The organism is Microbacterium sp. bgisy207, from assembly GCF_965345035.1.
Taxonomy (GTDB): Bacteria; Actinomycetota; Actinomycetes; order Actinomycetales; family Microbacteriaceae; genus Microbacterium.
The window spans coordinates 105,728-131,850 of the sequence record NZ_CBDRMG010000002.1 but is presented as its reverse complement, the minus strand read 5'-3'; the positions used below and the strand labels follow the sequence as shown (position 1 = coordinate 131,850).

Genomic DNA, 26,123 nt, shown 5'->3' with positions numbered 1-26,123 from the left:
GTCGCCGTTACAGCGCCCGGCGCCCCTCGAACGCGCGCCCCAGCGTGACCTCGTCGGCGTACTCCAGGTCGCCGCCGACGGGCAGGCCGGATGCGAGCCTGGTCACCGTGATCTGCAGGGTGTTCAGCAGACGTGACAGGTAGGTCGCGGTCGCTTCGCCCTCGAGGTTCGGGTTGGTGGCGAGGATGACCTCTTGGACAGTGCCGTCGGCGAGGCGTTGCATGAGCGGCGCGATCCGCAGATCGTCCGGTCCGACCCCCGCGATCGGACTGATCGCACCGCCGAGGACGTGGTACAGACCGCGGAATTCTCGCGTGCGCTCGATCGCCGCCACATCCTTCGCGTCCTCGACGACGCAGATGAGCGTCTGGTTGCGGCGGGGATCGCGGCAGATCCCGCACCGGTCCTGCTCCGACACATTCCCGCAGATCTCGCAGAACCGGACCTTCTCGCGCACCTCGGCGAGCAGCTGCGCGAGACGCGAGACATCGAAGGACGGCGACTGCAGGATGTGGAACGCGATGCGCTGCGCCGACTTGGGTCCGATGCCGGGAAGGCGGCCGAACTCGTCGATGAGGTCCTGGACGATTCCGTCGTACATGATCAGCCGAACCTCGTGGGAGACGCGTGCGGCTCTTCGCGGACGAAGCGGGCGCCCAGCAGCTGACGCACGACCGCCTCCCCGTAGCGCTGAGTGCCGTCGGGCATACGCGCGATCCGTTGCGCGAGCACCGGCGCCTGATCGGGCATGACATCGAGATCGACGGACTCGTTGTCATCGTCATCGGCCGGGGGCTCATCGGCGTCGATGACATCGCCCTCGCGCGGCGACGGAAGGTTCGGCGCGACACGCGCCGATGCCTCTTCGGGCTCGTCGTCTACCGCAAGCGACGGCGGAGGTACCGACGGCGCGAGAACGGCCGTTGCCGAACCGGACGCCGAGGCTGCCGGACCCGACGGATCGCCCACATCCCGGCCCGGGTCGGATGCCGGAATCGGTGCGACAGCCCACTCGGTCACGGCAGATGCTGCCGAGGCCGCCGTCGCGCCGCCTCGGGGCGAGGGCGCCGGCGCAGACGGACCGGATCCGCCTCGCGGCCCGTCGCCGGACGGTCCTGACGAGTCAGGAGGGGCGACATGCTTCGCGAGGTACTTCACACGGATGCCGAGCACCTGCTTGATCGCCGTTCGAAGGTCCTCGCTCGGACCGGCGCCGGCACGAAGCTGCTTGAAGGTGGCCACATCCGACGCGTTCGCGAACGTGAGCGTCAGGACGTCCCCGGAGAAATCGGCGACGTTCGCGACCGTCACGAGTAGCCACGAGGTGCGGCTGATGCCCTCGAGCACGCTCAGGATGGCAGGCCACCGCTCGCGCATGACGTCAAGCGTCACGGGCTCCGTCGATGCCGGAGGCGTGGGCGCGTCGCGCGTCGGCGGCGCCTCGGGGGCCGGCGTCGCATCGGGCGCTGCATCGACTCTCGGGGATGTGTCGGCCGCCGGCGGCTCGGTGGCGGCGGGGGCCGGGGCAACCTGCGAGGCGGGCGGGGCTGGCGGGGCCGTGGCAGCCGGAGCAGAGGCTGCAGCGACCGGAACGCCCTGGGCTCCGGCGAGGGCCAGCACGCGCGCACACATCAGCTCCAGCTGAAGACGCGGCGACGTCGCGCCGGTCATGTCGTCCAGCGCGGCGATCACGACATCCGCCGTCCGGGACAGGCGCTGCGCGCCGAACCGTTCGGCCTGCGCCGCCATCCGGTGCAGATCTTCCGCCGACGCGCCGCGCAACACGGCAGCAGCGCCCTCTCCCGTCGCCGCGACGACGATCAGGTCGCGCAAGCGCTCGAGAAGATCATCGACGAACCGACGAGGATCCTGTCCTGTCTGCACGACGCGGTCGACGGCGGCGAACACGGCTGCCGCGTCCGATGCCGCGAGCGCGTCGACGATCTCGTCGAGAAGCTCGCCGTGCGTGTACCCCAGCAGCGCGACGGCGCGCTCGTAGGTCACCGCGCCGTCGGAGCCCGCGATGAGCTGATCGAGCAGCGAGAGGGTGTCCCGCGGTGAGCCGCCGCCCGCGCGGACGACGAGGGGCAGCACGCCGGGATCCACCTCGACGCGCTCGCTCTCGCACAGCGACGCGACGTACTCGAGCATTGCCGCGGGCGGGACCAGCCGGAACGGATAGTGGTGCGTCCGCGAACGGATGGTCCCGATGACCTTCTCGGGCTCGGTCGTGGCGAAGATGAACTTGACGTGATCGGGCGGTTCTTCGACGAGCTTGAGGAGCGCGTTGAACCCCTGCGGGGTCACCATGTGGGCTTCGTCGAGGATGAAGATCTTGAACCGGTCGCGAGCGGGCGCGAACACGGCCCGCTCGCGCAGATCACGCGCGTCGTCGACGCCGTTGTGGCTTGCGGCGTCGATCTCGACGACATCCAGCGATCCCCCGCCGCCGCGCCCGAGTTCGATGCAGCTCTCGCACTCTCCGCAGGGCGTGTCGGTGGGGCCCTGGGCACAGTTCAGGCACCGCGCGAGAATCCGCGCCGAGGTCGTCTTGCCGCATCCGCGAGGCCCGGAGAACAGGTACGCGTGCCCGACGCGGTCGCCCCGCAGCGCCGTCATGAGCGGCTCGGTCACCTGACTCTGCCCGATCATCTCGCCGAACGCCTCGGGGCGGTATCGGCGGTACAGGGCGGTGGTCATTCACCCAGCCTAGGGCGTGGTCACGACATCGGGTCAGCGCCCTGCGGCAGCTGCTCGGGCGCGTTCTCGAAGGTCTCCGGAGCACCCACGACCGGGATCGAGGTCGTGACCACCGGCACGGATGCCGACAGCAGCGATCCGTCGTCGCGGGTGACATCCGCGAACTGGCGGATCGAGGGGCGGCCGGGGATCACCGGCCCCTGATCGGCGAGCGGGATCATCAGTTCCTGGCCGGGATCGACGACGTACCGCGCTCCGCGGACGGAGAACTCCACGGCGTCTCCGGGGCCAGCGGCAACCCACATCCGATCCCGGGCGATCGTGATCTGCAGGCGGGTGCCCTTCCAATGGAGGGTGAAGGAGAGCTCGGGCCAGTCAGCAGGGAGCCGCGGGTCGAAACTCAGCTCTCCGAAGTGGTCGCGCATGCCCCCGAACCCGCTGACGAGCGCCGTCCAGACGCCCCCCGCCGACGCGACGTGGACGCCGTCGGCCGCGTTGTGATGCAGGTCGCCGAGGTCGACGTAGATCGAGTCGAGGAAGTACGTCAGAGCGAGGTCCTGGTAGCCGACTTCCGCGGCGAGGATGGCCTGCACGACAGCAGACAGCGTCGAATCTCCCGTCGTCAGCGGGTCGTAGTACTCGAAGTCGGCGAGTTTCTCCTCGGCCGTGAAGTGGTTGCCCTGCAGGAACAGCGCGAGGACGACATCCGCCTGCTTGAGCACCTGGTAGCGGTAGATCACGAGCGGATGGAAGTGCAGCAGCAGCGGCCGCTGGTCGGGCGAGGTGTTCTCGAGATCCCAGACCTCCTTCTCGAGGAAGACCGCGTCCTGCGGGTGGATGCCGAATGCGTCGCTGAACGGGATGTTCATCGCTTCGGCGGCGGCCTCCCACGCCTCGATCTCGTGGTCCTGCAGGCCGAGGCGGTCCGCCATGAGGCGATACTCCTCGGGAGCGTCCAGGGCCATGTCACGGAGGGTGTGGGCGGCGAACCGCAGGTTGAAACGTGCCATCACGTTCGTGAACAGGTTGTCGTTGACGACCGTCGTGTACTCGTCGGGGCCGGTGACGCCGTGGATGTGGAACGAACGCTCGGAGTCCTGCTCGTTCTCCCGCCAGAATCCCAGGCTCGCCCACATGCGCGCGGTCTCGACGGCGATATCGACGCCCTCGCGGTAGAGGAACTCGGTGTCGCCGGTCGCGCGGACGTACTTGGCGAGCGCGAAGCTCACATCCGCGTTGATGTGATACTGCGCCGTACCCGCGGCGTAGTACGCGGACGCCTCTTCACCGTTGATCGTGCGCCACGGGAAGAGCGCACCCGTCTCGTTGAGTTGACGGGCCCGCCGGCGCGCCGCGGGGAGCATGAGGTACCGCATCCGCAGCGCGTTGCGCGCCCACTGCGGCGTCGTATAGGCGAGGAAGGGGAGGACATAGATCTCGGTGTCCCAGAAGTAGTGGCCCGAGTAGCCCGACCCCGACACGCCCTTGGCGGGAACCCCGAGACCGTCGGCGCGAGCGGCAGCCTGAGCGAGCTGGAACAGACACCAGCGTGTCGCCTGCTGCAGGTCGTCGTGGCCGCCGATACGAACGTCGGAGCGTTCCCAGAAGGCATCGAGCCACTCTCGCTGCCGCGTGAAGAACGTATCGACTCCCTCAGCCCGAGCCCGGTCGAGCGTGCGCCGACAGCGGTCGACGAGCTCGCGAGCCGGAACGCCCCGCGAGGTGTGGTAACTCACGAGCTTCGTGATCGTAACGGGCGTGCCCGCACGGGCCCGGATGCGGAAGACGTTCTTCGCGATGTCCGGCTCGATGAGCGTTCGAGGGTCGTACTCGTTCTCGGTGTCGATCAGGTGGTCGGCGACGACCGCCATCGTCATCTCGGACGCGGTCGCCTTGTACGCGAGCGCCGACCGGGTGCCCTCCTGCCAGTACTCCTGGGGCTGGAGGACGCGCTCCTGGATCCGCTCCGCCTTGCGCGGGTCGAAACCTGCCCGCTTGGGCGCGACCGGGGTCCCGCCGTAGACGTCTTCGCCGTCCTGCCGATTGATGATCTGGCAGCTGATGGTGACGGGGGCATCGGCGTTCAGCACCGTCACGGTCTGGCGCAGGATCGCGAGGTGCTTCTCTTCGAACGAGACAAGGCGCTCGTCCTCGACGAGCACTTCTTTGCCCGACGGGGTGACCCAGAGGATACGGCGCCGCATGACGCCATCGCGCATGTCGAGGACGCGTTCGTACTCGCGCACGTCGGCGATGTCGAGCGAGAGCGGCTCGTCATCGACGTAGACCCGCATGATCTTCGCGTCGGGCGCGTTGATGATCGTCTGACCGACCTCGGCGAACCCGTACGCCTGTTCGGCATGGCGGATGGGGAAGATCTCGTGGAAGCCGTTGATGAAGGTGCCGTGCTCATGCGCGTGACGACCTTCCGGGTTGTTCCCCCGCAAACCGAGGTACCCGTTGCCGACGGCGAAAAGCGTCTCGGAGACCCCGACCTCATCGTGGGAGTAGCTCGTCTCCACCAGCCGCCACGGGTCGACGGGGTAACGATCGCGGTCGATCACGCGGACTCCTCCTGTCCGGACTCGGGGGTTCTCATGCGGATGTCGGTGCCGGCGTCGTCGAGGAAGTCGGCCAGATCCGTGACCACGACGTGGGCGCCCGCGTCGCGGAGCACGTCGGCCCCGACGCCGCGATCGACGCCGACGACTAACGCGAAGCCCCCCGCCACGGCCGAGCGCACGCCCGACAACGCGTCTTCGACGGCCGCCGCGGAGCCCGGCTCGATGCCGAGCATCGCGGCGGCCTCGACGAACACATCCGGCGCGGGCTTGGAGGCCAGATTGTCGCGCTCCGCGATCACGCCGTCCATGATCACCTCGAAGCGGTCGATGATTCCCGCGGCGGTGAGGACTTCGCGGGCGTTCTTGGAGCTCGACACGACCGCGACCCTGGTCCCGGCATCCCGGAGCATGTCCAGGAGCGCCAGCGAGCCGGGGTAGGGGGCGATGCCCTCGCTTCGCAGGACGCGCTCGAAAACGGCGTTCTTGCGGTTCCCGATGCCGCACACGGTGTCGAGTTCGGGCGCGTCGGAGGGCTCGCCCCACGGCACCTCGATGTCCCGGCTCCACAGCAGACTCGCGACGCCGTCGTAGCGCTTCTTGCCATCGAGGTGCTCGAAGTAGTCGCGCTCGGTGTAGCCGGGCGTGATACCCCAGGCCGAGAAGAGCTCGTCGAACATCGCCTGCCACGCGTGCATGTGCACGTCGGCGGTCGGGGTCAGCACGCCGTCCAGATCGAAGAGCACCGCGTCGTAGGCGGTGAGATCGGGCAGAGCGTCGGCCACAGGAACCTCCCGGCAGGTGACGATGGCAAGAAGCGAGGGCACAGGGTCGGCTCCACATCGCGCCGTGGTGCAAGCGTAGTAGTTCGACTCGACGGGAACGGCGATTCGCGCGGGCTCACCCCTGTGCGACGCCGAGAGTTTGCCGGGCGATCTCCAGCTCTTCATCGGTCGGCACGACGAGGACGCTCACCCGCGAGGCGTCAGTCGAGATGCGACGGATGCCCCGCTCGCGGCGCTCGTTGCGTTCGTGGTCGAGAGCGACGCCGGCAAAGCCCAGGGTCTCGAGGGCGGCCGCGCGAACGGTCGGTGAGTTCTCGCCGACGCCGGCGGTGAAGGAGATGACGTCGACGCCACCCAGCTGAGCGAGATAGGCCCCGGCATAGGCGCGCAGGCGATGGATGTAGACATCGAAGGCCAGGGTCGCCGCCTCATCGCCATCGGCACGACGCTGCTCGATGTCTCGCATGTCGGAGACTCCCGCAAGACCCAGCAGGCCCGAGCGCTTGTTGAGAAGCTCGTCCAGGTCATCGATCGACAATCCCGCGCGTCGCGCGAGCTGGAACACGATGGCCGGGTCCACATCCCCCGACCGGGTGCCCATCACGAGGCCCTCCAGCGGCGTGAGGCCCATCGAGGTATCCACGGAGCGCCCCCCGTCGATGGCGGTCACCGATGCCCCGTTGCCGAGGTGGAACACGATCTGCGTGAGCTCTGCGAGCGGCCGACCGAGGTAGTCGGCTGCCGCCTCGCTGACGAACTTGTGCGAGGTGCCGTGGAAGCCGTAGCGACGCAGTCGATGCTGCTGAGCCAGATCGCTGTCGATCGCGTACGTGTACGCGGCGGGCGAGAGCGTCTGATGGAACGCAGTGTCGAATACAGCGACGTGCGGGAGCGCCGGGAACGCGTCCTGCGCGGCCCGGATGCCCTGCACGGCCCCCGGGTTGTGCAGGGGCGCGAGCACCGACAGGTCCTCGATGTTGATGAGGACGAGCGGCGTGACCAGGGTCGGCTCGAAGAACCGGGCTCCGCCGTGGACGACGCGGTGTCCCACGGCCACAGGAGGGTTGGTATCCAGTGACGGTCCGTGCGCCGCGAACGCATCCAGCATCACCTGGAACCCCGCCGTGTGGTCGGGGATCGGAAGGTCACGCTCGGACGTGGCGCTCACGAACGTCGGCGCGGGTTCGTCGGCGGCGAAGTCCGCAGCGGTGACCGTGTGCCGCGCGTGACCGGCTTCCTCCCCGATGCGCTCCACCAGACCCGACGCGAGCACGGCTTCGTTGTTCATGTCGATCAGCTGGTACTTGAACGACGACGAGCCGCTGTTCACGACGAGGACAACGCTCATGCGGAGGTCTCTTCCTGCTCGGGGGAATCGGATGCCGAGGTCACGGGCGGCGCATCCGGCTGGGCTTGAATCGCGGTGATGGCGATGGTGTTCACGATGTCATCGACCAGTGCGCCACGAGAGAGGTCGTTGATGGGTTTGTTGAGGCCCTGGAGCACGGGGCCGATCGCGACCGCACCCGCCGACCGTTGGACAGCCTTGTAGGTGTTGTTCCCGGTGTTCAGATCGGGGAAGACGAAGACCGTGGCCCGCCCGGCCACCGCAGACCCGGGCATCTTGGCTGCTGCAACAGCGGCGTCCGCTGCCGCATCGTATTGAATGGGTCCCTCGACGAGCAGTTCCGGCGCGCGGTCGCGAACGATGGCGGTGGCGGCGCGCACTTTCTCGACATCCGCCCCCGATCCCGACTCGCCCGTCGAGTACGACAGCATCGCCACCCGTGGGTCGATGCCGAACTGCGCCGCCGTCGCGGCCGACGAGATCGCGATGTCGGCGAGTTGCTCGGCGGTCGGGTCGGGGATCACCGCGCAGTCACCGTAGACGAGCACCCGGTCGGCCAGCGCCATGAGGAACACGCTGGAGACGACCGACACGCCGGGCTTGGTCTTGATGATCTCGAACGCCGGACGGATCGTGTGCGCCGTCGTGTGGGCCGCACCCGAGACCATGCCATCGGCCAACCCGAGGTGGACCATCAGAGTCCCGAAGTAGGACACGTCGGTGACCGTGTCGGCGGCCTGATCCAGGGAGATGCCCTTGTGCGCCCGCAGCCGCGCGTATTCCTGCGAGAACGGCTCGACGTACGCCGGATCGAAGGGACTGATGATCTGCGCCGCGGAGATGTCGACGCCGAGCTCGGCCGCGCGGGTGCGGACGTCGCCCTCGTCGCCGAGGATCACCAGGTCCGCGATCCCCCGCGCCAGCACGGTCGCGGCGGCACGGATGACGCGGTCGTCGTTTCCTTCCGGGAGCACGATCCGTCGGCGATCCGAGCGGGCGCGTTCGACGAGCTGGTACTCGAACATGAGGGGGGTCACGACCGTGGACCGCGCGAGCCCGAGTGAGCGGCTGAGCGCTGCGGTGTCGACGTGGTGCTCGAACATCGCCAGCGCCGTGTCGTAGCGTCGCTGCGATGCCGCCGCGAAGCGGCCTCGCGTGTTGATGACTTTGACGGCGGTCTCGAAGGTGCCCTCGTCGGTCGCGATGATCGGGAGGTTGGACCCGACACCGTCCATCAGCCGGTCGATCTGCTCCGGAAGCGGGAACGGGCCGTTCAGCAGGATGCCGGAGATCGACGGGAACGTGCCCGAGGAGTGCGCCAGCAGCGTCGCGAGGAGGACCTCGGTGCGGTCTGCCGGGATCATCACGATCGCGCTTTCGCTCAGACGCGGCAGCACGTTGACCATCGACATCCCGGCGATCACGACACCCAGGACTTCCCGAGAGAGGAGCTCCTCGTCACCCTTGATGAGCGTGCCGTCGATGGCCGCCATGACCTCGCGCATCGTGGGCGCGACCAGAAACGTGTCCTCGGGAATCGCCCACACCGGCACGAGACCGTCGGATGTCGCGTGCTCGGGTTCGCGCGCGTGGTCGACGACGTCTCGCACCGAGGCGATCACGTCGTCGATGCGATCCGGCTCGCTGCGGTTGACGATGACGGCCAGCAGGCCCGCCCGTCCATGCGCGAGCTCCGCGAGCGAGAGCGCGGTGATCTGCCCGATCTCCTCGGGAGTGCGGGCCGGGGACGAGCCGAGCTTCTCCGCCTCGCCGGAGCGACCGCTCATCACCAGCAGTACCGGCGCGCCGAGGTTGGCGGCGATGCGGGCGTTGTACCCCAGCTCGGCCGGGGACCCGACATCCGTGTAGTCACTGCCGACGATGACGACGGCATCGCACTGGGCCTCGACGGCCTTGTAGCGTTCAACGATCTTGCCCAGCGCCGCGTCGGGGTCTGCTCGCACCTCGTCGTAGGTCACCCCGATGCAGTCGTCGTATGCCAGATCGACACCGTCGTGCGCGAGGAGCATCTCGAGCACATAGTCGGGTTCCACCGTCGAGCGGGCGATCGCTCGGAACACCCCGACCCGCGGGGTGGCATGACTGAGCGCGTCCAGTACACCGAGCGCGATGGTCGACTTGCCGGAGTGACCTTCTGCCGAGGTGATGAAGATGCTCTGCGCCACGCTCTCAGCCTAGGCGCGGCAGTGACGACGAGGCAGGGCCGGTACCGGAGAAAAGCCCCAGGACACGGGATGGTCTCGCCCGCGTCGCACACCGTTCACCCGGGAACGAAAAGACTCTCCGCGCACCCGGCAGAGCCTGGTTACCCTTGCTACGTTTCCGTCCTGGGGGAGTTGGCCTGGATGCCGCCGCGCGGAGAGCTGACCCCAGTCTACCCGCTCGCTCGCCCGAGGATTCGCGGCGTCCTCCCAGAGCCACCCCCCTCGCGCGAAGGTTACGATTGGGCAACGACCGACGAGGCGTCGCGTATCCGACGAGGCGGCGCGCAGTGGCGGAGGGGGTCGCACATGACCGAGAGCGTCATCGGCGAGGAACGGACGTCCGCGCAGGCCCGAGGGGCACAGCCCGTGACCGCCGAGCGCTTTGCCGAGGTCACCGACTCGATCCTCGCGGCCATCACATCGGTCATCGACGGCAAGCCCGAGGCGGCGCGCAGCGCACTCATCTGCCTCCTGGCCGAGGGACACCTTCTTATCGAGGATGTTCCCGGAGTCGGCAAGACGATGCTCGCGCGCGCCCTGGCCGCCTCGATCGACGCGGCGGTGCGCCGCATCCAGTTCACCCCGGATCTGCTTCCCGGAGACGTGACGGGCGTGTCGGCGTTCAACCCCGTCGAGCGAGAGTTCGAGTTCAAGCCCGGCGCCGTCTTCGCCAACATCGTCATCGCCGACGAGATCAACCGGTCCTCCCCCAAGACGCAGTCCGCACTCCTGGAGGCGATGGAGGAGCGTCAGGTCACCGTCGATGGGCGCACGCACCTCGTGCCTCATCCGTTCTTGGTCGTCGCAACCCAGAACCCGCTCGAGATGGAGGGCACCTACGCTCTCCCCGAAGCGCAACGCGACAGATTCACGATGCGGATCTCGATGGGCTACCCGGATGCGCGCGCCGAGACGCTGATGCTCCGCCAGCGCGAGACCGTCAATCCGCTCGAGGCCGTGCGGCCGGTGGTGACGACGCACGAGGTCATCGATCTGATCGTGTCCGCTCGGCACATCCACGTGGCCCCGGCGATCGAGGAATACACGGTAGCTCTCGCGCAGGCCACTCGGACCCACCCCGACCTCAAGCTCGGCGCCAGTCCTCGAGCGACCCTGCAACTGGTTCGGGCCGCCAAGGTCGCGGCCGCGTTGGAGGGGCGGTCCTTCGTCATTCCCGACGACATCACGGGGCTGCTTCACCCCGTCTTCGCCCACCGCCTGATCGCGACGCGCGCAGCCGGCGGCGCCCATCACGGCGAAGCCGCCGTCGAGGCCGCGCTCACGCAGATCGCCGCGAGCGCCCGCGTCCCCCTTGCGTCGCGTCGGTGACATGCGCTGGTGGCCGTTCACGCTTCGGGGCACCGGCGCCCTGACGCTCGCCGTCGTCTCCTTCGTGGTCGCCGGCGAGACCGGCGTGGTCGAGCTCATGTTCTTCGGCGTGCTCATGATCATGCTCGTCTCGGCCAGCCTCGCGTCACTGTGGTTCCGGGGCGCTCCCACTGCGAGTCCCCGGCGCGTGGTTCCCGACGTGTCGACGACGGGCAAGCCGACCAAGGTCACGATCACGCTGCGTCCACCGCGGCGGATGCTCGGCCGGTCGGCGCACTGGCGCGAGGCCGCGGATCCGGTCTTCGCCGGCGATCTGGATGGCGACCTCGCGTGGGACGGCACCGAGGGCTCTGCAACGATCAGCTACAGCGTGACCCCGACCTCGCGAGGCACGTACTCCCTCGGCCCGCTGCGTGTCATCACGGAGGACCCGTTCGGCCTCGCCCGTCGCGCAGTCCGGGTGCTCGGCGCGGTATCCGTGCGCGTCGCTCCGGCGCAGGTCGATGTTCCGGCGCTACGCGGAATGACCGCGACCGCCGGCGGCGCGCTGCACGCCACCCACACGCAGCGGGGCCACGGAGTCGACAATCTGCTCGCACGTCCGTATCAGCCGGGGGACTCCATGCGCCGCATCCACTGGCGCGCCTCAGCCCACCACGACGGGCTCATGGTCCGCCAGGAGGAGAACGAGTCGGCTCCGGATGCCGTAGTCGTCCTCGACCTGGACCGCTCGCGGTGGGGCGAGGGAGCCGCCGACGCGCCCGGGAAAGACCCCGCGTTCGAGGCCGCCGTCGCAACCACGGTGTCGGCGGTCGCCCAGCTCTCGAGCGACGGCTACACCGTGAGCGTGCTCGACAGCGACGGAACTGCCCTGCACGAACCGATAGAACCCGGCGAGAGGGTGCTGCTGGACGCGTTCGCCGCGCAATGCGCCACCATCGTCGCGGGCAGCGGCCACAGCATCCTCGACCTTCCTCGTGCCTTCGCACGGGTCGGAAACGGTCCGATCGTGATGATCACCGGCGCTGTCTCCGAGGCGGACATCGCCGCTCTCGCTCCCATCGGTGCGCACACGACACTGCCGATCCTGCTGGCCACGGGAGCCACCCCGGATGCTCTTGACCGGGCTGGCGAGCTTGGGTGGCGAGTCCAGACGATCCGGGTCGGTCCCGAGATGCCCGGGTGGTGGGACGACGCCCGCGAACACGACGAGGCGCGAGCGCGGCGGCCGAAGCGGGCGGGGCGATGAGCGCACCCGCGCCTGGACGCCCGGCTCGCAGCGGCCGACGAGCAGTCGTCCGGAACGGTCGCGCGGACACGCTGCTGACCGTCGGCGTCATGGTCGGGATCGTCGCGGCGCTCCTGCCGGTGACGCGTGTCGTCAGTCCCGGCGCCTGGCTCTGGGGAGCCCTCGCGCTGTCGGCGGCCATCATGGCGACCGGGTACCTGCTGCGCCGCAGCCGCGTGTCGGCGATCGGGATCAGCGCGATCGAACTGGCACTCACGATCGTCGTCCTCACTGTCGTCTTCCTGCGCGACACCGCCTTCTGGGGAGTCGTCCCCCTTCTTGGGAGCGTGGATCAGGCAGCGGCCCTGATCGTCACGGCATCCGAGGAGATCTTCTACAGCGCCGCACCGATGATCCCGACGCCGGCACTGAGCTTTGTGATCGTGGGCGCCGCCGGCCTGTTCACGATCGCGGTGGATCACATCGCCCTCACCGCACGGATGCCGCTTCTTGCCGGTGTCGCGTTGTTCACGGTCTCTCTCATTCCTGCTATCGCAGTGCCCAGCGCCGTGAACCTGTGGCCTTTCGGCCTGCTTGCGGCGGCGATCCTCCTGCTCCTGCGGGCCGAGACGCGGGGCCGGGAACCGCGTCTGGGGCGAGCGAGCGGGGCTTCCGCCGTCGCCGTCGGCATCGGCGCCGCCGCACTTGTCGCCGCACTGGTGATCACCCCGTCGCTTCCGCAGCCGGCTCCCCGGGTCGCGTCGGGAAGCGGAACGGCCGGAATCGACGCGTCACTCTCGCTCGGTCAGGATCTGCGCCGGCCGGAGCAGATCGAGGTCCTCCGGATGCGCTCCAACGCACCCCTGCCGCCCTATCTTCGCGTCGCCACCCTCAGCGAGTTCACCGGGGCGGTCTGGCAGCCCGATCGGACCTGGGCGCTGCCCCTGGAGAGCGCGGCAGCGTTCGGGGACGTCCAGACCGGCCCGGGCATCGAGGTGGCGGACTATTCCACGACGGTCGAGATCACCGACCTCTCGTCATCGTGGCTGCCGGTCCCCTTCCCGGCGGTGGAGGTGGAGGGACTGGCGGGATCTTGGAATGCGATGCCCCTGAATCGCACCGTCGTGGGTGAGAACGGCGCGACCCAGGGGCAGTCATACGTCGTGCGCACCATGGTCCCCGAGCCGACCCTCGACCAGATCCGTGCCGCGAGCGCCGATCCCGGCCGCGTCAGGGATGCCGCATCCGCCCTGCCGGAGGGACTGCCGGAGATCATCGCCCGTACCGCGGAGGACGTGACCGCGGGCACGTCGACTGACTACGACGCGCTCGTGGCGATGCAGTCCTGGTTCCGCGGGTCTGATTTCCGGTATTCGCTGGAGGCTCCCGTCGAGCAGGGTTTCGACGGATCGGGAGCCGATGCGGTTGCCGCCTTCCTCGATGTGAAGACGGGATACTGCGTGCACTATGCGTCAGCGTTCGCGCTCATGGCACGGACGCTCGGGATGCCCTCGCGCATCGTCGTCGGGTACCTACCGGGGGTCAACACGAGCACCGTCGTCGACGGCCAAACGGTGCGCTCAGTGCTCAGCGGCCAGCTCCACGCGTGGCCCGAGGTGTTCTTCGATCAGATCGGCTGGGTGGCCTTCGAGCCCACCAACAGTCTGGGAACGGCGACGCGGTTCAGCTCGGGGACGGATGCGGCGCAGCAGGACGCTGCATCCCCGACACCGACGGCGTCGGCAGCGCCGTCAGCGACGCCGCAGCCGACGAGATCGACTCTGCCTGGGGACGTCGACACTCCGGATGCGACGGCCACCCTCCCGGCACAGCGCAACCTCGCCACGCTGGTGTGGGGTGTCGTCGGGCTCGGCGTGCTGGCCCTGCTTGCCGCCCCGGGCGTCCTCGCCGAACTCCGGCGGAGGCGATTGCTCGCGGCCGCCGCTACCGGCGACTCGGTCGCCGCGTGGGCCGTCGTGCGAGAGACGGCGGTCGATCTCGGCATCCGTGTTGCGAGCAGCGACACGCCCCGCATGCTCGGGGACCGGCTCGTGCGGGAACACGGCGTCGACGAGGACGCCATGAACGTCGTCGTCTCGGCGATCGAACGTGCCTCCTACGCGCCGGCGGGAGTCCCGGCCCCGGGTCAGGGGTCAGGGGTGGCGACGGTCGGCGCTCTGCCGCCTTCTCGTGTCGACGAGGCTGGCCGCGACCGGAAGGAACTGGCGGTGGCGGCCCGCGAGATCAGGGGTCAGGTGATGCTCGCCGCCTCCCCGGCGCGCCGGTCGATCGCCCTTGTCGCACCCCGATCGCTCGTGCAGGGACTGATCTTTCGACGATGACCAACGGCGCCACGGCAGCTCATCTGCGGGCCCGGGGGAGCAACGAAAAGTCCTGAGCCGCGACCCGTTCGTAAACGATGACGCGACTCAGGACATATGGCGGTGACGGTGGGATTTGAACCCACGGTGCGCTTGCACGCACACACGACTTCCAATCGTGCTCCTTAGGCCGCTCAGACACGTCACCAGAACAGCCTGTCCATCGTACCCGATGGCCCTCTTCCCCCCGGACCAGCGGGCTCGCGCTCAGGCAGTGAGGGCGAAGCGGGAGTTGCCGGCGAGCCGGGGCGTCCGGGCGGGGTCGATCCACGCGGGCGGGACGAGCCACACTCGGCCAGTCGGGCCGGTGCTCTCAATCTCGATCTCCCATCCGTCGTCATGGACTCGATGATGACAGCCGGTGCACAGGAGCACGCCGTTTTCGAGGTCGGTTGGTCCCGTATCTCGTTCCCACCAGTTCGCGTGATGGACGATGCACCATCCCGGCGGAGCGCCGCAGAAGATGCATCCGCCATCTCTTCCTGCGAGCGCGAGCTTCTGGGCGGGGGTGAACAGCCGCTTGAGTCTTCCCCAGTCGAGGATCTCGCTGTCACCACCCAGCACGCACGGGATGATCTGCGCGTCGGCCGCAAGCCGACGGACGGCGCCTGCCGAAACCGGCTGATCGAGACCGTCGATCGTGGCAGCCCCGATTCCGCTCTGCAGTTCCTCAAGGCTCATCCGCACGACGACGGTGGTTGCGGGGCCCGTGGGAACGCGGTCGCAGCTTAGGCCGTGGCGGCACAGGTCGGCCAACGCGTCGGCGGCGAGCTGCTTTACGGATCGCAGATCGCGCTCGTCGTCGGCTGCGTGCTCATTGCGGCGCAAGACCTGGGTCACCATCGCTTCGATCGCCGTCTTCACGGGCGCCGCAGTCTCGGCATCCAGCTTCGCGGTGAGCGTCACCATGCCATCGCGTTCCTGGATGACGAGCGAGCGCTGCGCCCGGGCATCCTCGTGCCGCGGTTCGACCCCATCGGGATCGAGGTGTGCCTCGACACGGGCGAGGAGTTTCGAGAGTTCGTCGGGTCGCAGTCCGGGCGCAAGCTCGACGAGCTGCCGTTCGGCTTCGTCGATGCGCGCCGCGTCTGTGCGGAGGGCGAGCCGGTCGAGAAGGGTCACGATCGCCGCCGCCGGCGTCACTCCGAGGTCTCCCCGAGCAACCGACGCGGCCACGAACCGCCGCTTTGCAGGCAGCGGATCACCCGTGAGCGTCATCCGTGGCGCGGTGGCCTCGCCGACCTGGACGATGCGCAGCGCCTCGCCGATGCCGGTCCCGGTTGTTGTGGAGATCAGCGCCGCAGGCGAGGCGAAACCCTGACGTCTGGCGAGAGATTCCCTGCCAAGCTCCCGCCGCGACTGACGCGCGATCTCGGCGGCAACGGGCGCGAACGCTGCATCCACGCGTCGCCGCAGGGCACCGTAAGCGGCGTTCACGGCAACCAGCTCAGCGGCGGTCAGCGACTCGGGCGACCGCTCAGCACCCGCAGCAGCGAGCGCTTCCAGCGCTTCCGCGATGCCTGCCAGCGAGTTCGTCATGCCTCGACATTAGAACATACCTCCGACATTCAACCCGGGCCGGCTGCTCCCGCGAGAGCTCGAATCGCGAGGTGCCCCACATCGAACCTAAGCGACTGTTCCCCCGAAGAACAGGACCTGACGAGCGGTGCGGGCGCAGCGTCCTCGCGGTCAGTCGACGGCGTCCCGGGGCGGATTGTGCATGAATTCGATACGGATGCCGTTCTCCTCCTCGAGGAAGCATGCGTAATACCGGGGCGTGAAGCGCGGATAGGGCTTGGGATCGCGCACCGCTACCCAGCCTGCAGCCACAGCCACCGCGTGCAGTCGATCCACCTCGGCGCGCGAGTCGACCGCGAACGCAAGATGCTGCCAGCCGACCCGGCCGTGCTCGTGCGGACCGCTCCCGGCATCGCGAGCGGGATAGAAGATGAGTTCCGTCTCGCCCGGGCTGGTCCAGAACACCGTGGACCCGGCATCCGTACGGACGTAGCCGAGCTCGGTGAGCACCGGCTCGAACCGGTCGGCCGTGGCGCTCACGTCAGCGACCGATATACCGATGTGGTCGACCAGCGGCATGGTCACGCCTGCCGGAGGATCTTCGGCATGGCCTTGCCCTTGGCCAGTTCGTCGATCAGCTTGTCGAGGTATCGGATCTTCTGCATGAGCGGGTCCTCGATCTCCTCGACGCGCACGCCGCAGACCACGCCGGTGATCGCCGAGACGCGCGGGTTGAGGTCGGCATCCGCGAAGAACTCCTCGAATGTCGTCTGTTCGTCGAGGTGTCGCGCAAGATCCTGGTCGTCGAAGCCCGTCAGCCATCCGATGATTTCGTCGACCTCATCCTTCGTGCGGCCCTTGCGCTCGGCCTTCGCGACGTAGAGCGGGTAGACCGATGCAAAGCTCGTCGTGAAGATCCGGTGCGCCATGATCCGAGGGTACGCGCTGGGCCTACCGGCGTCCTGAGGCAAACACCACGGGAACGCCGAGCCACTCCCCGAGGTCACGGATCTCGGCATCCACCATTTCGCGCTCCTCATCGTCGAAGGGGATCAGCTCGTGAACGGCGGTGATGACCAGGTTCTCCTTCTTCTTGTCGAGTTCGGCATCCAGTAGCGCCGAGAAACGGTCGCCGAGGAGAATCGGATGCACGAAGTAGCCGTACACGCGCTGAGCCTTGGGCTTGAACTGTTCGAGGATGAACTCGAAGTCGAACAGCTCGACAAGACGGGGGCGGTCGAAAAGCATCCGGTCATACGGGTTGAGGATCGCGACGCGGCCCCCCGGGTCGTCATCGAGCGCGGCGATGGCCTCCGGGTCGACGCGCCACTTCCACGCGCTCCCCTCGACCTCTGCGGGTTCCCCCGCCATGCCGACGTCGCTCCACGGCGACTTCTGCCGCGCAATGCCGGCAGCCTGAAGGCGCCGTTGCTGCATCCGCTCTTCGGCCTCCTCCGGCGTGATGGACCCGTCATCGGGACCGTAGAGCCGCTCGGCGAGGTCCCACACGCGCTGGCGGTTCTCGCGTCGAACCACAGCCACCTCACCGATGACCGACAGCAACTCCAGCATCCGTGGGACCTGGTTCGATCCGTACCACCCGCTCTCGTTGCTGCCCTGCACGACGCTGGTGTCGGGAATCTCAGATGCCAGCAGCGGCCCCTCGGCGCGCAGCCGAGCGAGCACATCCGCGCGAAACGCGGTGTTGGCCTCAAGATACTCGCGGGAGGCAGCACGCAACTGCCGGGCACGCATCAGCGGCACCATGTACGGCATCAGACTCGACGCGAAAAACCGGCCATCGAACTCGAAGAGCAGGCGATCATCTTCAACGGCCTTCTTCAGCTGCCCGGGCTCGTACCCCCACCCGATCCGGCTCCAAAAGGCGGTCTGCTCTGCGGGTGCGATCGTCGCGGTCGGATCGATCTTGATACTGCCGAGCTGCTCCGCCACCTCGACGACGTCCCCCGGACGATCGGCATCCAGCAACTGGGCGCGCACGGCGATTCGGCGCGCTTCGTCCCGCGTGAGGCGATGCATTCCGCGAGCGTACCGCCCGGCGCTGACATCGACTTCCGCCGACTCAGTGGGCCCCGAGAACCATGTACTTCTCCGGGGCGCGCACGCCCTCGAATCCGAACTGCGCATACAGTCCGTGCGCGTCAGCGGTGGCGAGCATGACGCGGCGCACGCCGAGCGGTTCGACGTCCGCGACAACCCCCGCCATGAGAGCCTTACCGATGCCCCGGCCTCGGGCGTCGGGCGACACGAAGACATCGCAGAGCCAGGCAAAGGTCGCGCCGTCGGTCACGATCCGCGCGTATGCCAGCTGCGCACCGCTCTGGCTGTCGTAGACGCCATAGTTGCGGGAGCCCTCGATCGCGGCATCCTGCTGCTCGCGCGTGCGCCCACGCGCCCAGTACGACAGTTCACTCAGCCAGTGGTGAACGGTGGCCCGATCGACGCGGCGCGGGTCGGCGGAGAACTCGTATGCGGGCATGGGGATATTCTCGCCGAGCCGGTTCGCCCGGTCGCCGGTCAGCCCGCGACCCGGGCACTGGTCATCGCGCCGGCTGCGTGATCGAGGCGAGCCGCCAGACAGCCCACATCGCGCCGGCTCCGGCTACCGCGAACACTCCGAAGCTCCACAGCGGCGCCCCGACCGCTTCACCGAGCACGGTGATCCCCAGGATGACGGCGATGAACGGATCGACGATCGTGAGGCCCGCCACGACGGTCTGAGGTGTGTTGACGGTGTGCGCCGTCTGCACGAAGTAGATCGAGAGGGCCCCGGCCACCGCGATCCCGACGAGGCACGCGATCGTCAGGAGGTTGGTGTCATCGACGCTGAAGTCCTGGGATGCCCAGGCGGTTTGCACACGCAGGATGACGGTCTTGCCGAGGGTCGCGACGAATCCCGCGAACAAGCCACCGAGCACAACGTAGACGACGGGAGGGATGCCGCGCCGGCGCAGCAGAGCAAGCACCGCGAAGGTGACCGCGAGAACGACGAGCAGGATGATCAGGATCAGGATCAGCTCACGATCGGTGATCGTCGTCTGCACGCTGACGGCCGCGGCGACCCCGACAAAGGCGGCGAGACTGGCGACAGCGACGAGGATCGCGACGATCTCGGCGCCGCTGGGCCGGCGGCGGGTGACCACCGCGGTGAGGGCGGATGCGAACACCAGCGCGATGACACCGACGGGCTGCACGACGATGAGGGGCGCGAACGCGAGCGCGGTGAGCTGCGCGAGGATCGCGAGCCCGAAGAGCACAGAGCCGAGAAGCCAGACCGGCGTTCTGGCAAGTGCCCAGAAGCCCGACGCTCCCAGTCCCGTGGAACTACCGCCGCTTGCGCGCTCGACTCCCACCGACTGCAGGTGGTTACCGACGGTCAAGAGCGCTGCTGACAACACGGCGAGCGCGATGCCGATGATCGGAAACGAACTCAACTCCATGCGGTCCCCCGGTGTATCGGCGTGCGCCTGGCGCCCAGGCTATCCGATGGTAATACCCCCAGGGGTATAGTTCTTCTCATGAGCACCGTCCGATCGAACAGCCGCCTCGCAACCTTCCACCCGGCTTGGGGCGCTGCACTGATGACCCTCGCCGGGGCTTCCCTGCTCGCTTTCCGCGATCCCCTGGCCGCGACGGATGCCGACACCGCGGCGGGTCTCGTTCTCCTCGTGCTCGCGGCGCTCGCCGGCGCGGGAGTGACGGTCGTCTCGCTGGCGCGGCTCGCGCGGCATCCGTCGGCGTTCCGGGCCGACCTCGACAATCCCGGGATCGGTGCGATGATCGCGTCGTGGCCGGCAGGGCTCCTGGTTCTCGCGCTCGCGACCCTCGAAGCCGGCATCTCCGGCGGCGTGGACGCGACGGTCGCGCTCGGCACGGGGATGACCCTCTTCATCCCCGGGCTGCTGGGCACCCTTGCGGTCGGCTACATGTTCTATTCGCGAGTCATCGGCATCGCCGATGTTCCGCTCGCGGCGATGTCGGGCAACTGGTTCGTCCCGGTCGTCCCCCTGGTCCTCGTGCCGAGCATCCTGGTTCGCGCCGTGGCGCTGGGGCTGGGGGGCGATCCGGCGCAGTGGGCTTTCGCAGCGCTCGCCGGATGGGGAATCGGATTCGGGCTCTTCCTGCTCCTGGCTGCGATCATCGGCAGCCGTCTGCTTCTGGCAGCTCCGCCTCCCCCGCATCTCGCGCCCAGCTGGTGGGTGTGGCTGGCGCCGCTCGGAGCAGGAGGCCTGGGCGTGATCGCCCTTGCCCGGATGGGATCCGCTGTGGCAGCGATGAGCGGCCTGACGGCAATCGCCGTGGCGCTTGCGAGCGTCATGTGGGCATTCGCTGTGTGGTGGATGCTGCTCGCGCTCCGCGTGCTCTTCCGAGAGCGTCGGAGCCTGCACTTCCACATCGGCTGGTGGGGCTTCGGCTTCCCGACCGCGGCCTTTGCCACCCTCGCCCTGGAACTCGGTCGACTGTGGAGAATTGCGTGGCTCACACCCGTCGCGGTTTCGCTGTGGATCGCGCTGCTGCTCCTGATCGTCTGGCTCGGGTACAAGACGATCCGCGGCGCCATCGACGGCTCCGTGTGGCGACGCTGAACCGTCAGCGTCCTGTCAGCACGCGGTGTGCGGAGCGGCAGGTGGCGGCGTTGTGATGAGGGAGTGAAGAAACGGGCCTGGATTTCTCTCGCCGTCGGCGCCACCGTCGTCGTCGGCGGCGCGGTCGGTGCTGAGCTGGTTGTGCGTGCGAACCTGGACGCACGACTCGAGTCGACCACAGCAGATCTCGCCGTCGAGGGAGTGTCAGTGTCCTCCGGCGCGACGCCGGCGATCGTGCAAGTGCTCACCGGTCGCGTGGACCTTCGCGTCGGAATCGACAGCGCCGCGGTCGCAACGTTGGCCGCCTGCCGGTTCGATACTCCGGTCGAGGCACGAATCGACTCGACGGCACTGTCGATAGCGGTAGAGATGCCCTACCAGGGCACGACGTTCCCCGCCACGATCAGCTTCCAGCCCGAGCAGACACCCGACGGCTGGCGGCTCGGTCCCGCCGCGGTCACCGTCGCAGGGTTCGAGGTCCCTCCGGCACTGCTCTCGCGCGCTGGCGAGGCCGCCCCTGCCGCTCTGATCGACGGGATCGCGCTGCCCAGTACTCCGGACGCGATCGCCGTGACCTCCGTGTCGCTGGCCGAGGACGAGTTGGTTCTCTCAGCGACGGCGCCTGCTTCGGCATCCGGCGCGCGGGGTCTTGCCGGACCCCTGAACGGCTGTATCGGCTGAACCGTCAGCTTCCCGTCAGGTTCGGCGAGCTCGGGCGGTCAGGTCGACCAGATCGACTAGTGACCATCGCATCCGCTCACCCCGGAAGGCCCCCATGTCACTCGCCCTTCACCGGCTCGGCCACCTGGTCGCCCGCCACCGCCTGCTTGTCATCATCGGCTGGCTGGTCGTCATTCTCGCCCTCCTCGGGGCCAGCCGCGTCGCCGGAACCGCCTACGCCGACAACTTCTCCGTTCCCGGCACCGAGTCGGAGGTCGGGCAGAGCGTCCTGGAGGAGCGCTTCGGCTCATCGGCGGCGGGCGCGAGTGCGCAGCTGCTCTTCCGCACGGATTCCGGGTCCATTGAGGATGCCGGTGCCACGGCGGTCATCGAAGACACCCTGGCCGAGATCGAGACGATTCCCGGCGTCGCGAACGTCAGCAGCATGGACCGTCTGCAGATCGACGAGAACGGCGATGCGGCGCTTGCGACCGTGCAGTTCGAGGACGAGAAGCCCAGTGACGACGCACTGGATGCCGTGTACGAGGCAGCCATTGTCGATGAAGCCGGCGTGACCTCGACCATCGGAGGCTCCGCCTACGGCGAAGGTAACCCCGAGATGTCGCACCTGTCGGAGGTCATCGGCATCGTCGTCGCGCTTCTGGTCCTGTTCGTGACGTTCGGGTCGTTCCTGGCTGCAGGGATGCCGATCGTGGCTGCCATCGCAGGCGTGGGGGCGACGATCAGCATCCTGGGCCTGGCGTCCCACGTCGCCGATATATCGACGGCGACCCCGTCCTTTTCGACGATGCTGGGGCTGGCCGTCGCGATCGACTACTCCCTGTTCATCCTGTCCAGGCATCGGCAGGAGCTGGCGGCCGGACTCGAGCCGCGCGAGGCGATGTCGCGCGCACTGGGGACCGCGGGCGGTGCCGTGGTGTTCGCGGGACTCACGGTGATCGTCTCGCTCCTGGGGCTCTCGGTGGTCGGGATCCCTGTGCTCACCGTTATGGCCTTCGGCGGATCGCTCGCGGTAGCAACAGCCGTGCTCGTCGCCCTGACGCTGCTACCGGCACTCGCGCTGCTCGCCGGCACACGACTCACCCCCCGCCCTCGGCGCGCTCGCCGGCGTTCGGCCTCCCCGCCACCGAGCGGGCGCACCGGGTTCTCGAGCCGATGGGTGCGGATCGTGACCCGGGTTCCCGCGCTGACCATCGTGCTCGTCGTTGTCGGCGTCGGCGCACTCGCGCTGCCCGCAACCCAGATGGCGCTCGCGCTGCCGGATGCCAGCACCAAGCCGGTCGGTACGGACAGCCGCGATCACTTCGATGCTGTGGCCGAGACCTTTGGCCCCGGCTGGAACGCCCCCCTGCTCGTGACCGTCGACATCCTCGAGTCCACCGACCCCGTCGAGACGATGGATGATCTGTCAGCAGCGATCGCGCAGATCCCCGGGGTATCGGCGGTCCCGGTCGCATCGCCGAATGCCGGCGCCGACACGGGACTGCTGCGCGTCATTCCCGAGGGTGGGCAGAACGATCCGGCCACGACGGATCTCGTCCATGAGCTGCGCGAGCGCGCCCCGGGCCTGGAGGAGCAGTACGGGGTCAGCGACATTCGGGTGACCGGAACCACGGCCATCAACATCGACACGTCCGAGCGTCTGGCCGCAGCCCTGCTGCCGTTCGCCCTCACCGTTGCGGGGCTGTCGATCGTGCTGCTGATGATCGTCTTCCGTTCGATCTGGGTGCCCATCAAGGCCACCGTCGGGTTCCTCCTGTCGGTCGGCGCAGCGTTCGGGGCGATCGTCGCGGTCTTCCAGTGGGGCTGGTTCCCCGCCATCCTCGGCGACTCTCTTCCGGGCCCGCTCGTGAGCTTCCTGCCGATCCTCGTGATGGGCGTCCTGTTCGGCCTCGCGATGGACTACGAGATGTTCCTCGTGAGCCGGATGCGCGAGGACTACAGCCACACACGTGATGCCCGCGGGGCCGTCATGAGCGGGTTCAGGCACTCCGCCCCCGTGGTCACGGCAGCTGCGCTGATCATGATCGCGGTGTTCGTGGCGTTCATCCCTGCGGGAAGCGCGACGATCAAACCCATCGCGTTCGGCCTGGCGGTCGGCGTGTTCGTCGACGCCTTCCTGGTGCGGATGACGCTGGTTCCCGCCGTCATGACGTTGCTCGGCGATCGCGCCTGGTGGCTGCCCGCCTGGCTGGAGCGCATCCTCCCCGCCGTCGACATCGAGGGGGACGCCCTCGCGCGTCAGGTGGCGCTGGATGAGAGCGGACGCAGCGCACTGGCGATCAGCGCGCATGAGCTCATCGTCGATCCCGGCGCCGCTCCCCTCACCCTCGCGATCGGGACCGACGAGATAGCGAGCATCCCCGTTCCTGACGGCGTCGATGAGATGACCCTCGCGCACGTCCTCGCCGGCAGAACCCGACCGGTCTCGGGAACACTCGCCGTGAACGGTCAGGTTCTTCCCGAGCGGGCAGAGACGGTTCGTCGCGCGACGGCTATCGTGACGGCCGATGACGTGAGCCCCCGCGACGGGACGGTTGCCGACTACATCGCCGCGACGCTCGACACCATCGGGGGACGACGGCAAGACCGCGCTGCGCGCCTGGCGCGTGCTAGGAACCTGGCGCCCGCCACAGACATCCCGATCACGCGCCTCGAGTTGCCAGCTCGGCGACAGCTCGCGGCCGCCGTCGCCCTGGCCTGCGGAGCGCAGATCGTCTTCCTTCCCGGATGCGATGACCGAGGCCTCGCCGAGACGCTTCGCAGCGCCGGCGCCACGGTCGTCATGTTCACCGTCGCACCCGCAGCCCTGACAGCATCCGCCCCTCTCGCCTCGATCGGAGCCCCCGCATGAGCGCGTCACGCCCCCGCGCCCTCACCCTGTTTCTCATCGCCGCACTGGTCATTCCGCTCGGAGCTGCAGCGCTCCTGAGCTGGAGTGTCACCGACCGCGCGGATCGCGTGGGAGATGTCCCGGTGGCGATCGTCAACGACGATGAGATCGTCACCGGTGACACCCCGATGGCCGCCGGGCGGGCCCTGTCCAGCGCGCTCGTCCACCCGGAGGATGACACGTTCGGGCTCGGCTGGACGCTCACCAGCGCCGAGGATGCCGCCGCCGGCCTTGCCGCGGGCGAGTACTACGCGGTCCTGACCATTCCCGAGGACTTCTCGCAGTCGGTCCTGTCGGTAGGCACCGACGCGCCGGTCAGCGCCGAGGTGACTCTCGAGACCAATCCGGCGGCATCGGCCGTCGGAGCGCTGGCGGCGCAGGCCGTCACGGAAGCCGCGACCCAGGCGCTGGGAGCACAGGTCACTGACGCCTTCGTCACCCAGACCATCACCGGGATGAACAGCGTCGCGCAGTCGCTGACCGACGCCGCCGACGGCGCCGAGCAGCTCGCCTCCGGGGCGGGGCAGCTTGCCGACGGCACCGCGACCCTCGCCGATTCGAGCGCACAACTGGCGAGCGGTCTCTCGCAGGCTGCCACCGGCACCCAGGGACTTGCCACCGGGACAGAGCAGATCGCCTCGGCATCCTCGACTCTCGCGTCCTCGGCCGGTCAGCTGGCGGGCGGCGCGTCTCAACTGTCGTCAGGCTCGAGCAGCGTCAGCGCAGCGGCGTCGGGAGTCGCCGGGGGCGCTCAGCAACTGTCGTCGAGCATGACGGCTCTTGCCGCGAGCTGCCCTGCCGTGTCGAGTTCCCCGCAATTCTGCGCGTCGCTGTCAGCGAGCGCGCAGGCAGCTGCGACCCTCGCGAGCTCAGCTGCGCAGACCGCGAGCGGAGCTGCAGGCACCGCGAGCGCGGCGGCATCCGTCGCGTCGGGAGCCTCGCAGCTTGCCACGGGAGCGACCCAGCTCGCCGATGGCGCCGCCCAGGTCGCGGACGGGGCGACCCAGGCGGCGGACGGCGTCTCGTCCGCCGCCTCGGGAGCCACCCAGCTGGCAGCAGGGGCCTACACCCTCGCGGGCGCCGCGACGGAACTGGCGGGCGGCACCGAGAGCCTGGCCGAGGGGCTCGCCGAGGGCGCAGCCCAGGTGCCCGTAACCTCCGAGGAAGACGCAGAGACCCTGGCTGAGGTCGTCACCACCCCCGTCACTGTCGCCACAGACGAGACGACCTCCGCGGACGGATGGCTCGCCGCGACCATCGCTGCGCTCGTGCTGTGGCTCGGGTCGCTTGCCACCCTCGTTGCCGGCAGGCGCGTGTACTCGCGCGCATCCCTGGATTCCCCGGCCTCCACCGGCAGGCTCTCGGGGCTGCTGCTTCGCCCCCGACTGGCGATCGCGGCCGTCCACGCTCTCGTGACCGTGGGCGTGATCGGGATGTTCGGTCTTCCGCTGAACGCCGCGGTGGGCTTCACCGGCGTCGCACTTCTGGCAGCCGGATGCTTCGCCCTGCTGCTCTCGGCACTCGAAGCTGCCTGGGGCCGGTGGGGACTCATCGGGTTCGGCATCCTCACCGCCGCCCAGGCTGCAAGTTCCGCCGTGCTTCCGCTGCAGACCGCTCCCCCGGTGTTCGGGACGCTCAACCAGCTGCTTCCCGGGACCGCGTTCGCGTCGCTGGCGGCAAGTCTTGCCGGCGACCCCGACGGGTCTTCGGCGCTCAGCGCCATCACGGTGCTGCTGGTGTGGAGCGTCCTCGGCGCCGCGGGCGTGAGGTGGGGCATCCGTCGCCGGCGAGCCCTCACGGGCAGCCACCGGAGCGCCATCACGGTCGCCGGCGGGGCTGTCGCAGTGCAGCCCGTGGCAGGATGACG

19 protein-coding genes, 1 tRNA gene and 1 other RNA gene are annotated in these 26,123 nt (G+C 68.8%); 7 read left to right on the top strand and 14 right to left on the bottom strand.

Translation table 11 applies throughout. The features are described from left to right. Positions 1-7: 7 nt before the first annotated feature. From recR to ffs, 7 genes are all read right to left on the bottom strand, one after another. Positions 8-601, bottom strand: a complete 594-nt coding sequence (recR, locus tag ACSGC5_RS02260) for a recombination mediator RecR (protein ID WP_434968979.1) — start codon at positions 599-601, stop codon at positions 8-10. Positions 602-603: 2 nt separating this feature from the next. Further along, positions 604-2,700: a DNA polymerase III subunit gamma and tau gene (locus ACSGC5_RS02255; protein ID WP_434968978.1), complete on the bottom strand. Its 2,097-nt coding sequence runs from the start codon at positions 2,698-2,700 to the stop codon at positions 604-606. Between the two features lie 20 nt (positions 2,701-2,720). After that, positions 2,721-5,264, bottom strand: coding sequence for a glycoside hydrolase family 65 protein (locus ACSGC5_RS02250; protein ID WP_434968977.1), 2,544 nt, complete (start codon positions 5,262-5,264; stop codon positions 2,721-2,723). Further along, entirely contained in the window at positions 5,261-6,088 is an 828-nt protein-coding gene (locus ACSGC5_RS02245; protein WP_434968976.1) for an HAD family hydrolase, read from the bottom strand. Before ACSGC5_RS02245 ends, ACSGC5_RS02250 begins: the two co-directional genes overlap by 4 nt. A gap of 73 nt (positions 6,089-6,161) precedes the next feature. Beyond that, positions 6,162-7,394, bottom strand: a complete 1,233-nt coding sequence (locus ACSGC5_RS02240; RefSeq protein WP_434968975.1) for an acetate/propionate family kinase — start codon at positions 7,392-7,394, stop codon at positions 6,162-6,164. After that, positions 7,391-9,580, bottom strand: coding sequence for a phosphate acetyltransferase (gene pta, locus ACSGC5_RS02235; protein ID WP_434968974.1), 2,190 nt, complete (start codon positions 9,578-9,580; stop codon positions 7,391-7,393). Before pta ends, ACSGC5_RS02240 begins: the two co-directional genes overlap by 4 nt. 106 nt (positions 9,581-9,686) lie before the next feature. Then, positions 9,687-9,783, bottom strand: an RNA gene (ffs, locus tag ACSGC5_RS02230) — signal recognition particle sRNA small type. Positions 9,784-9,925: 142 nt separating this feature from the next. On the opposite strand from ffs, the gene ACSGC5_RS02225 reads away from it, so the two are divergent. The 3 genes from ACSGC5_RS02225 to ACSGC5_RS02215 are packed head-to-tail and all read left to right on the top strand — an operon-like array spanning position 9,926 to position 14,518. Beyond that, positions 9,926-10,948 carry an AAA family ATPase gene (locus ACSGC5_RS02225; protein WP_434968973.1) on the top strand — a complete coding sequence of 341 codons (1,023 nt, stop codon included), beginning with the start codon at positions 9,926-9,928 and terminating at the stop codon, positions 10,946-10,948. Position 10,949: 1 nt separating this feature from the next. Then, positions 10,950-12,197 (top strand): DUF58 domain-containing protein, encoded by a 1,248-nt coding sequence (locus ACSGC5_RS02220; RefSeq protein ID WP_434968972.1) that lies wholly within the window; start codon positions 10,950-10,952, stop codon positions 12,195-12,197. Beyond that, complete coding sequence (locus ACSGC5_RS02215; RefSeq protein ID WP_434968971.1) at positions 12,194-14,518, top strand: transglutaminaseTgpA domain-containing protein; 2,325 nt, start codon at positions 12,194-12,196, stop codon at positions 14,516-14,518. Before ACSGC5_RS02220 ends, ACSGC5_RS02215 begins: the two co-directional genes overlap by 4 nt. Positions 14,519-14,615: 97 nt before the next feature. Here ACSGC5_RS02215 and ACSGC5_RS02210 read toward each other — a convergent pair. From ACSGC5_RS02210 to ACSGC5_RS02180, 7 genes are all read right to left on the bottom strand, one after another. Further along, positions 14,616-14,705 (bottom strand) — tRNA-Ser (locus ACSGC5_RS02210). 59 nt (positions 14,706-14,764) lie between these two features. Further along, entirely contained in the window at positions 14,765-16,096 is a 1,332-nt protein-coding gene (locus tag ACSGC5_RS02205; RefSeq protein ID WP_434968970.1) for a DUF222 domain-containing protein, read from the bottom strand. A 150-nt stretch (positions 16,097-16,246) separates the two neighbouring features. Continuing rightward, the gene (locus tag ACSGC5_RS02200) at positions 16,247-16,654 is read right to left on the bottom strand and encodes a VOC family protein (protein ID WP_434969148.1); all 408 of its coding nucleotides are present in this window, start codon (positions 16,652-16,654) and stop codon (positions 16,247-16,249) included. A gap of 2 nt (positions 16,655-16,656) precedes the next feature. Next, entirely contained in the window at positions 16,657-17,004 is a 348-nt protein-coding gene (locus tag ACSGC5_RS02195) for a DUF2200 domain-containing protein (protein ID WP_434968969.1), read from the bottom strand. A gap of 22 nt (positions 17,005-17,026) precedes the next feature. Next, positions 17,027-18,115, bottom strand: coding sequence for a DNA glycosylase AlkZ-like family protein (locus ACSGC5_RS02190; protein ID WP_434968968.1), 1,089 nt, complete (start codon positions 18,113-18,115; stop codon positions 17,027-17,029). Positions 18,116-18,158: 43 nt separating this feature from the next. Next, on the bottom strand, positions 18,159-18,575 hold the full coding sequence (locus ACSGC5_RS02185) for a GNAT family N-acetyltransferase (protein WP_434968967.1): 417 nt from the start codon (positions 18,573-18,575) through the stop codon (positions 18,159-18,161). 61 nt (positions 18,576-18,636) lie between these two features. Continuing rightward, a complete protein-coding gene (locus ACSGC5_RS02180) occupies positions 18,637-19,536 on the bottom strand; it encodes a multidrug DMT transporter permease (protein ID WP_434968966.1) in 900 nt (299 codons plus the stop codon). Positions 19,537-19,614: 78 nt separating this feature from the next. Between ACSGC5_RS02180 and ACSGC5_RS02175 the strand changes: the two genes are divergently transcribed. The 4 genes from ACSGC5_RS02175 (at position 19,615) to ACSGC5_RS02160 (ending at position 26,121) form a co-directional block, all read left to right on the top strand. Further along, positions 19,615-20,682, top strand: a complete 1,068-nt coding sequence (locus ACSGC5_RS02175) for a hypothetical protein (protein WP_434968965.1) — start codon at positions 19,615-19,617, stop codon at positions 20,680-20,682. Positions 20,683-20,745: 63 nt separating this feature from the next. Then, entirely contained in the window at positions 20,746-21,363 is a 618-nt protein-coding gene (locus tag ACSGC5_RS02170) for a hypothetical protein (protein ID WP_434968964.1), read from the top strand. A gap of 94 nt (positions 21,364-21,457) precedes the next feature. Continuing rightward, positions 21,458-24,217 (top strand): MMPL family transporter, encoded by a 2,760-nt coding sequence (locus ACSGC5_RS02165; RefSeq protein WP_434968963.1) that lies wholly within the window; start codon positions 21,458-21,460, stop codon positions 24,215-24,217. Next, positions 24,214-26,121 (top strand): YhgE/Pip domain-containing protein, encoded by a 1,908-nt coding sequence (locus ACSGC5_RS02160; protein ID WP_434968962.1) that lies wholly within the window; start codon positions 24,214-24,216, stop codon positions 26,119-26,121. The genes ACSGC5_RS02165 and ACSGC5_RS02160 overlap by 4 nt, the downstream gene beginning before the upstream one ends. Positions 26,122-26,123 lie beyond the last annotated feature (2 nt).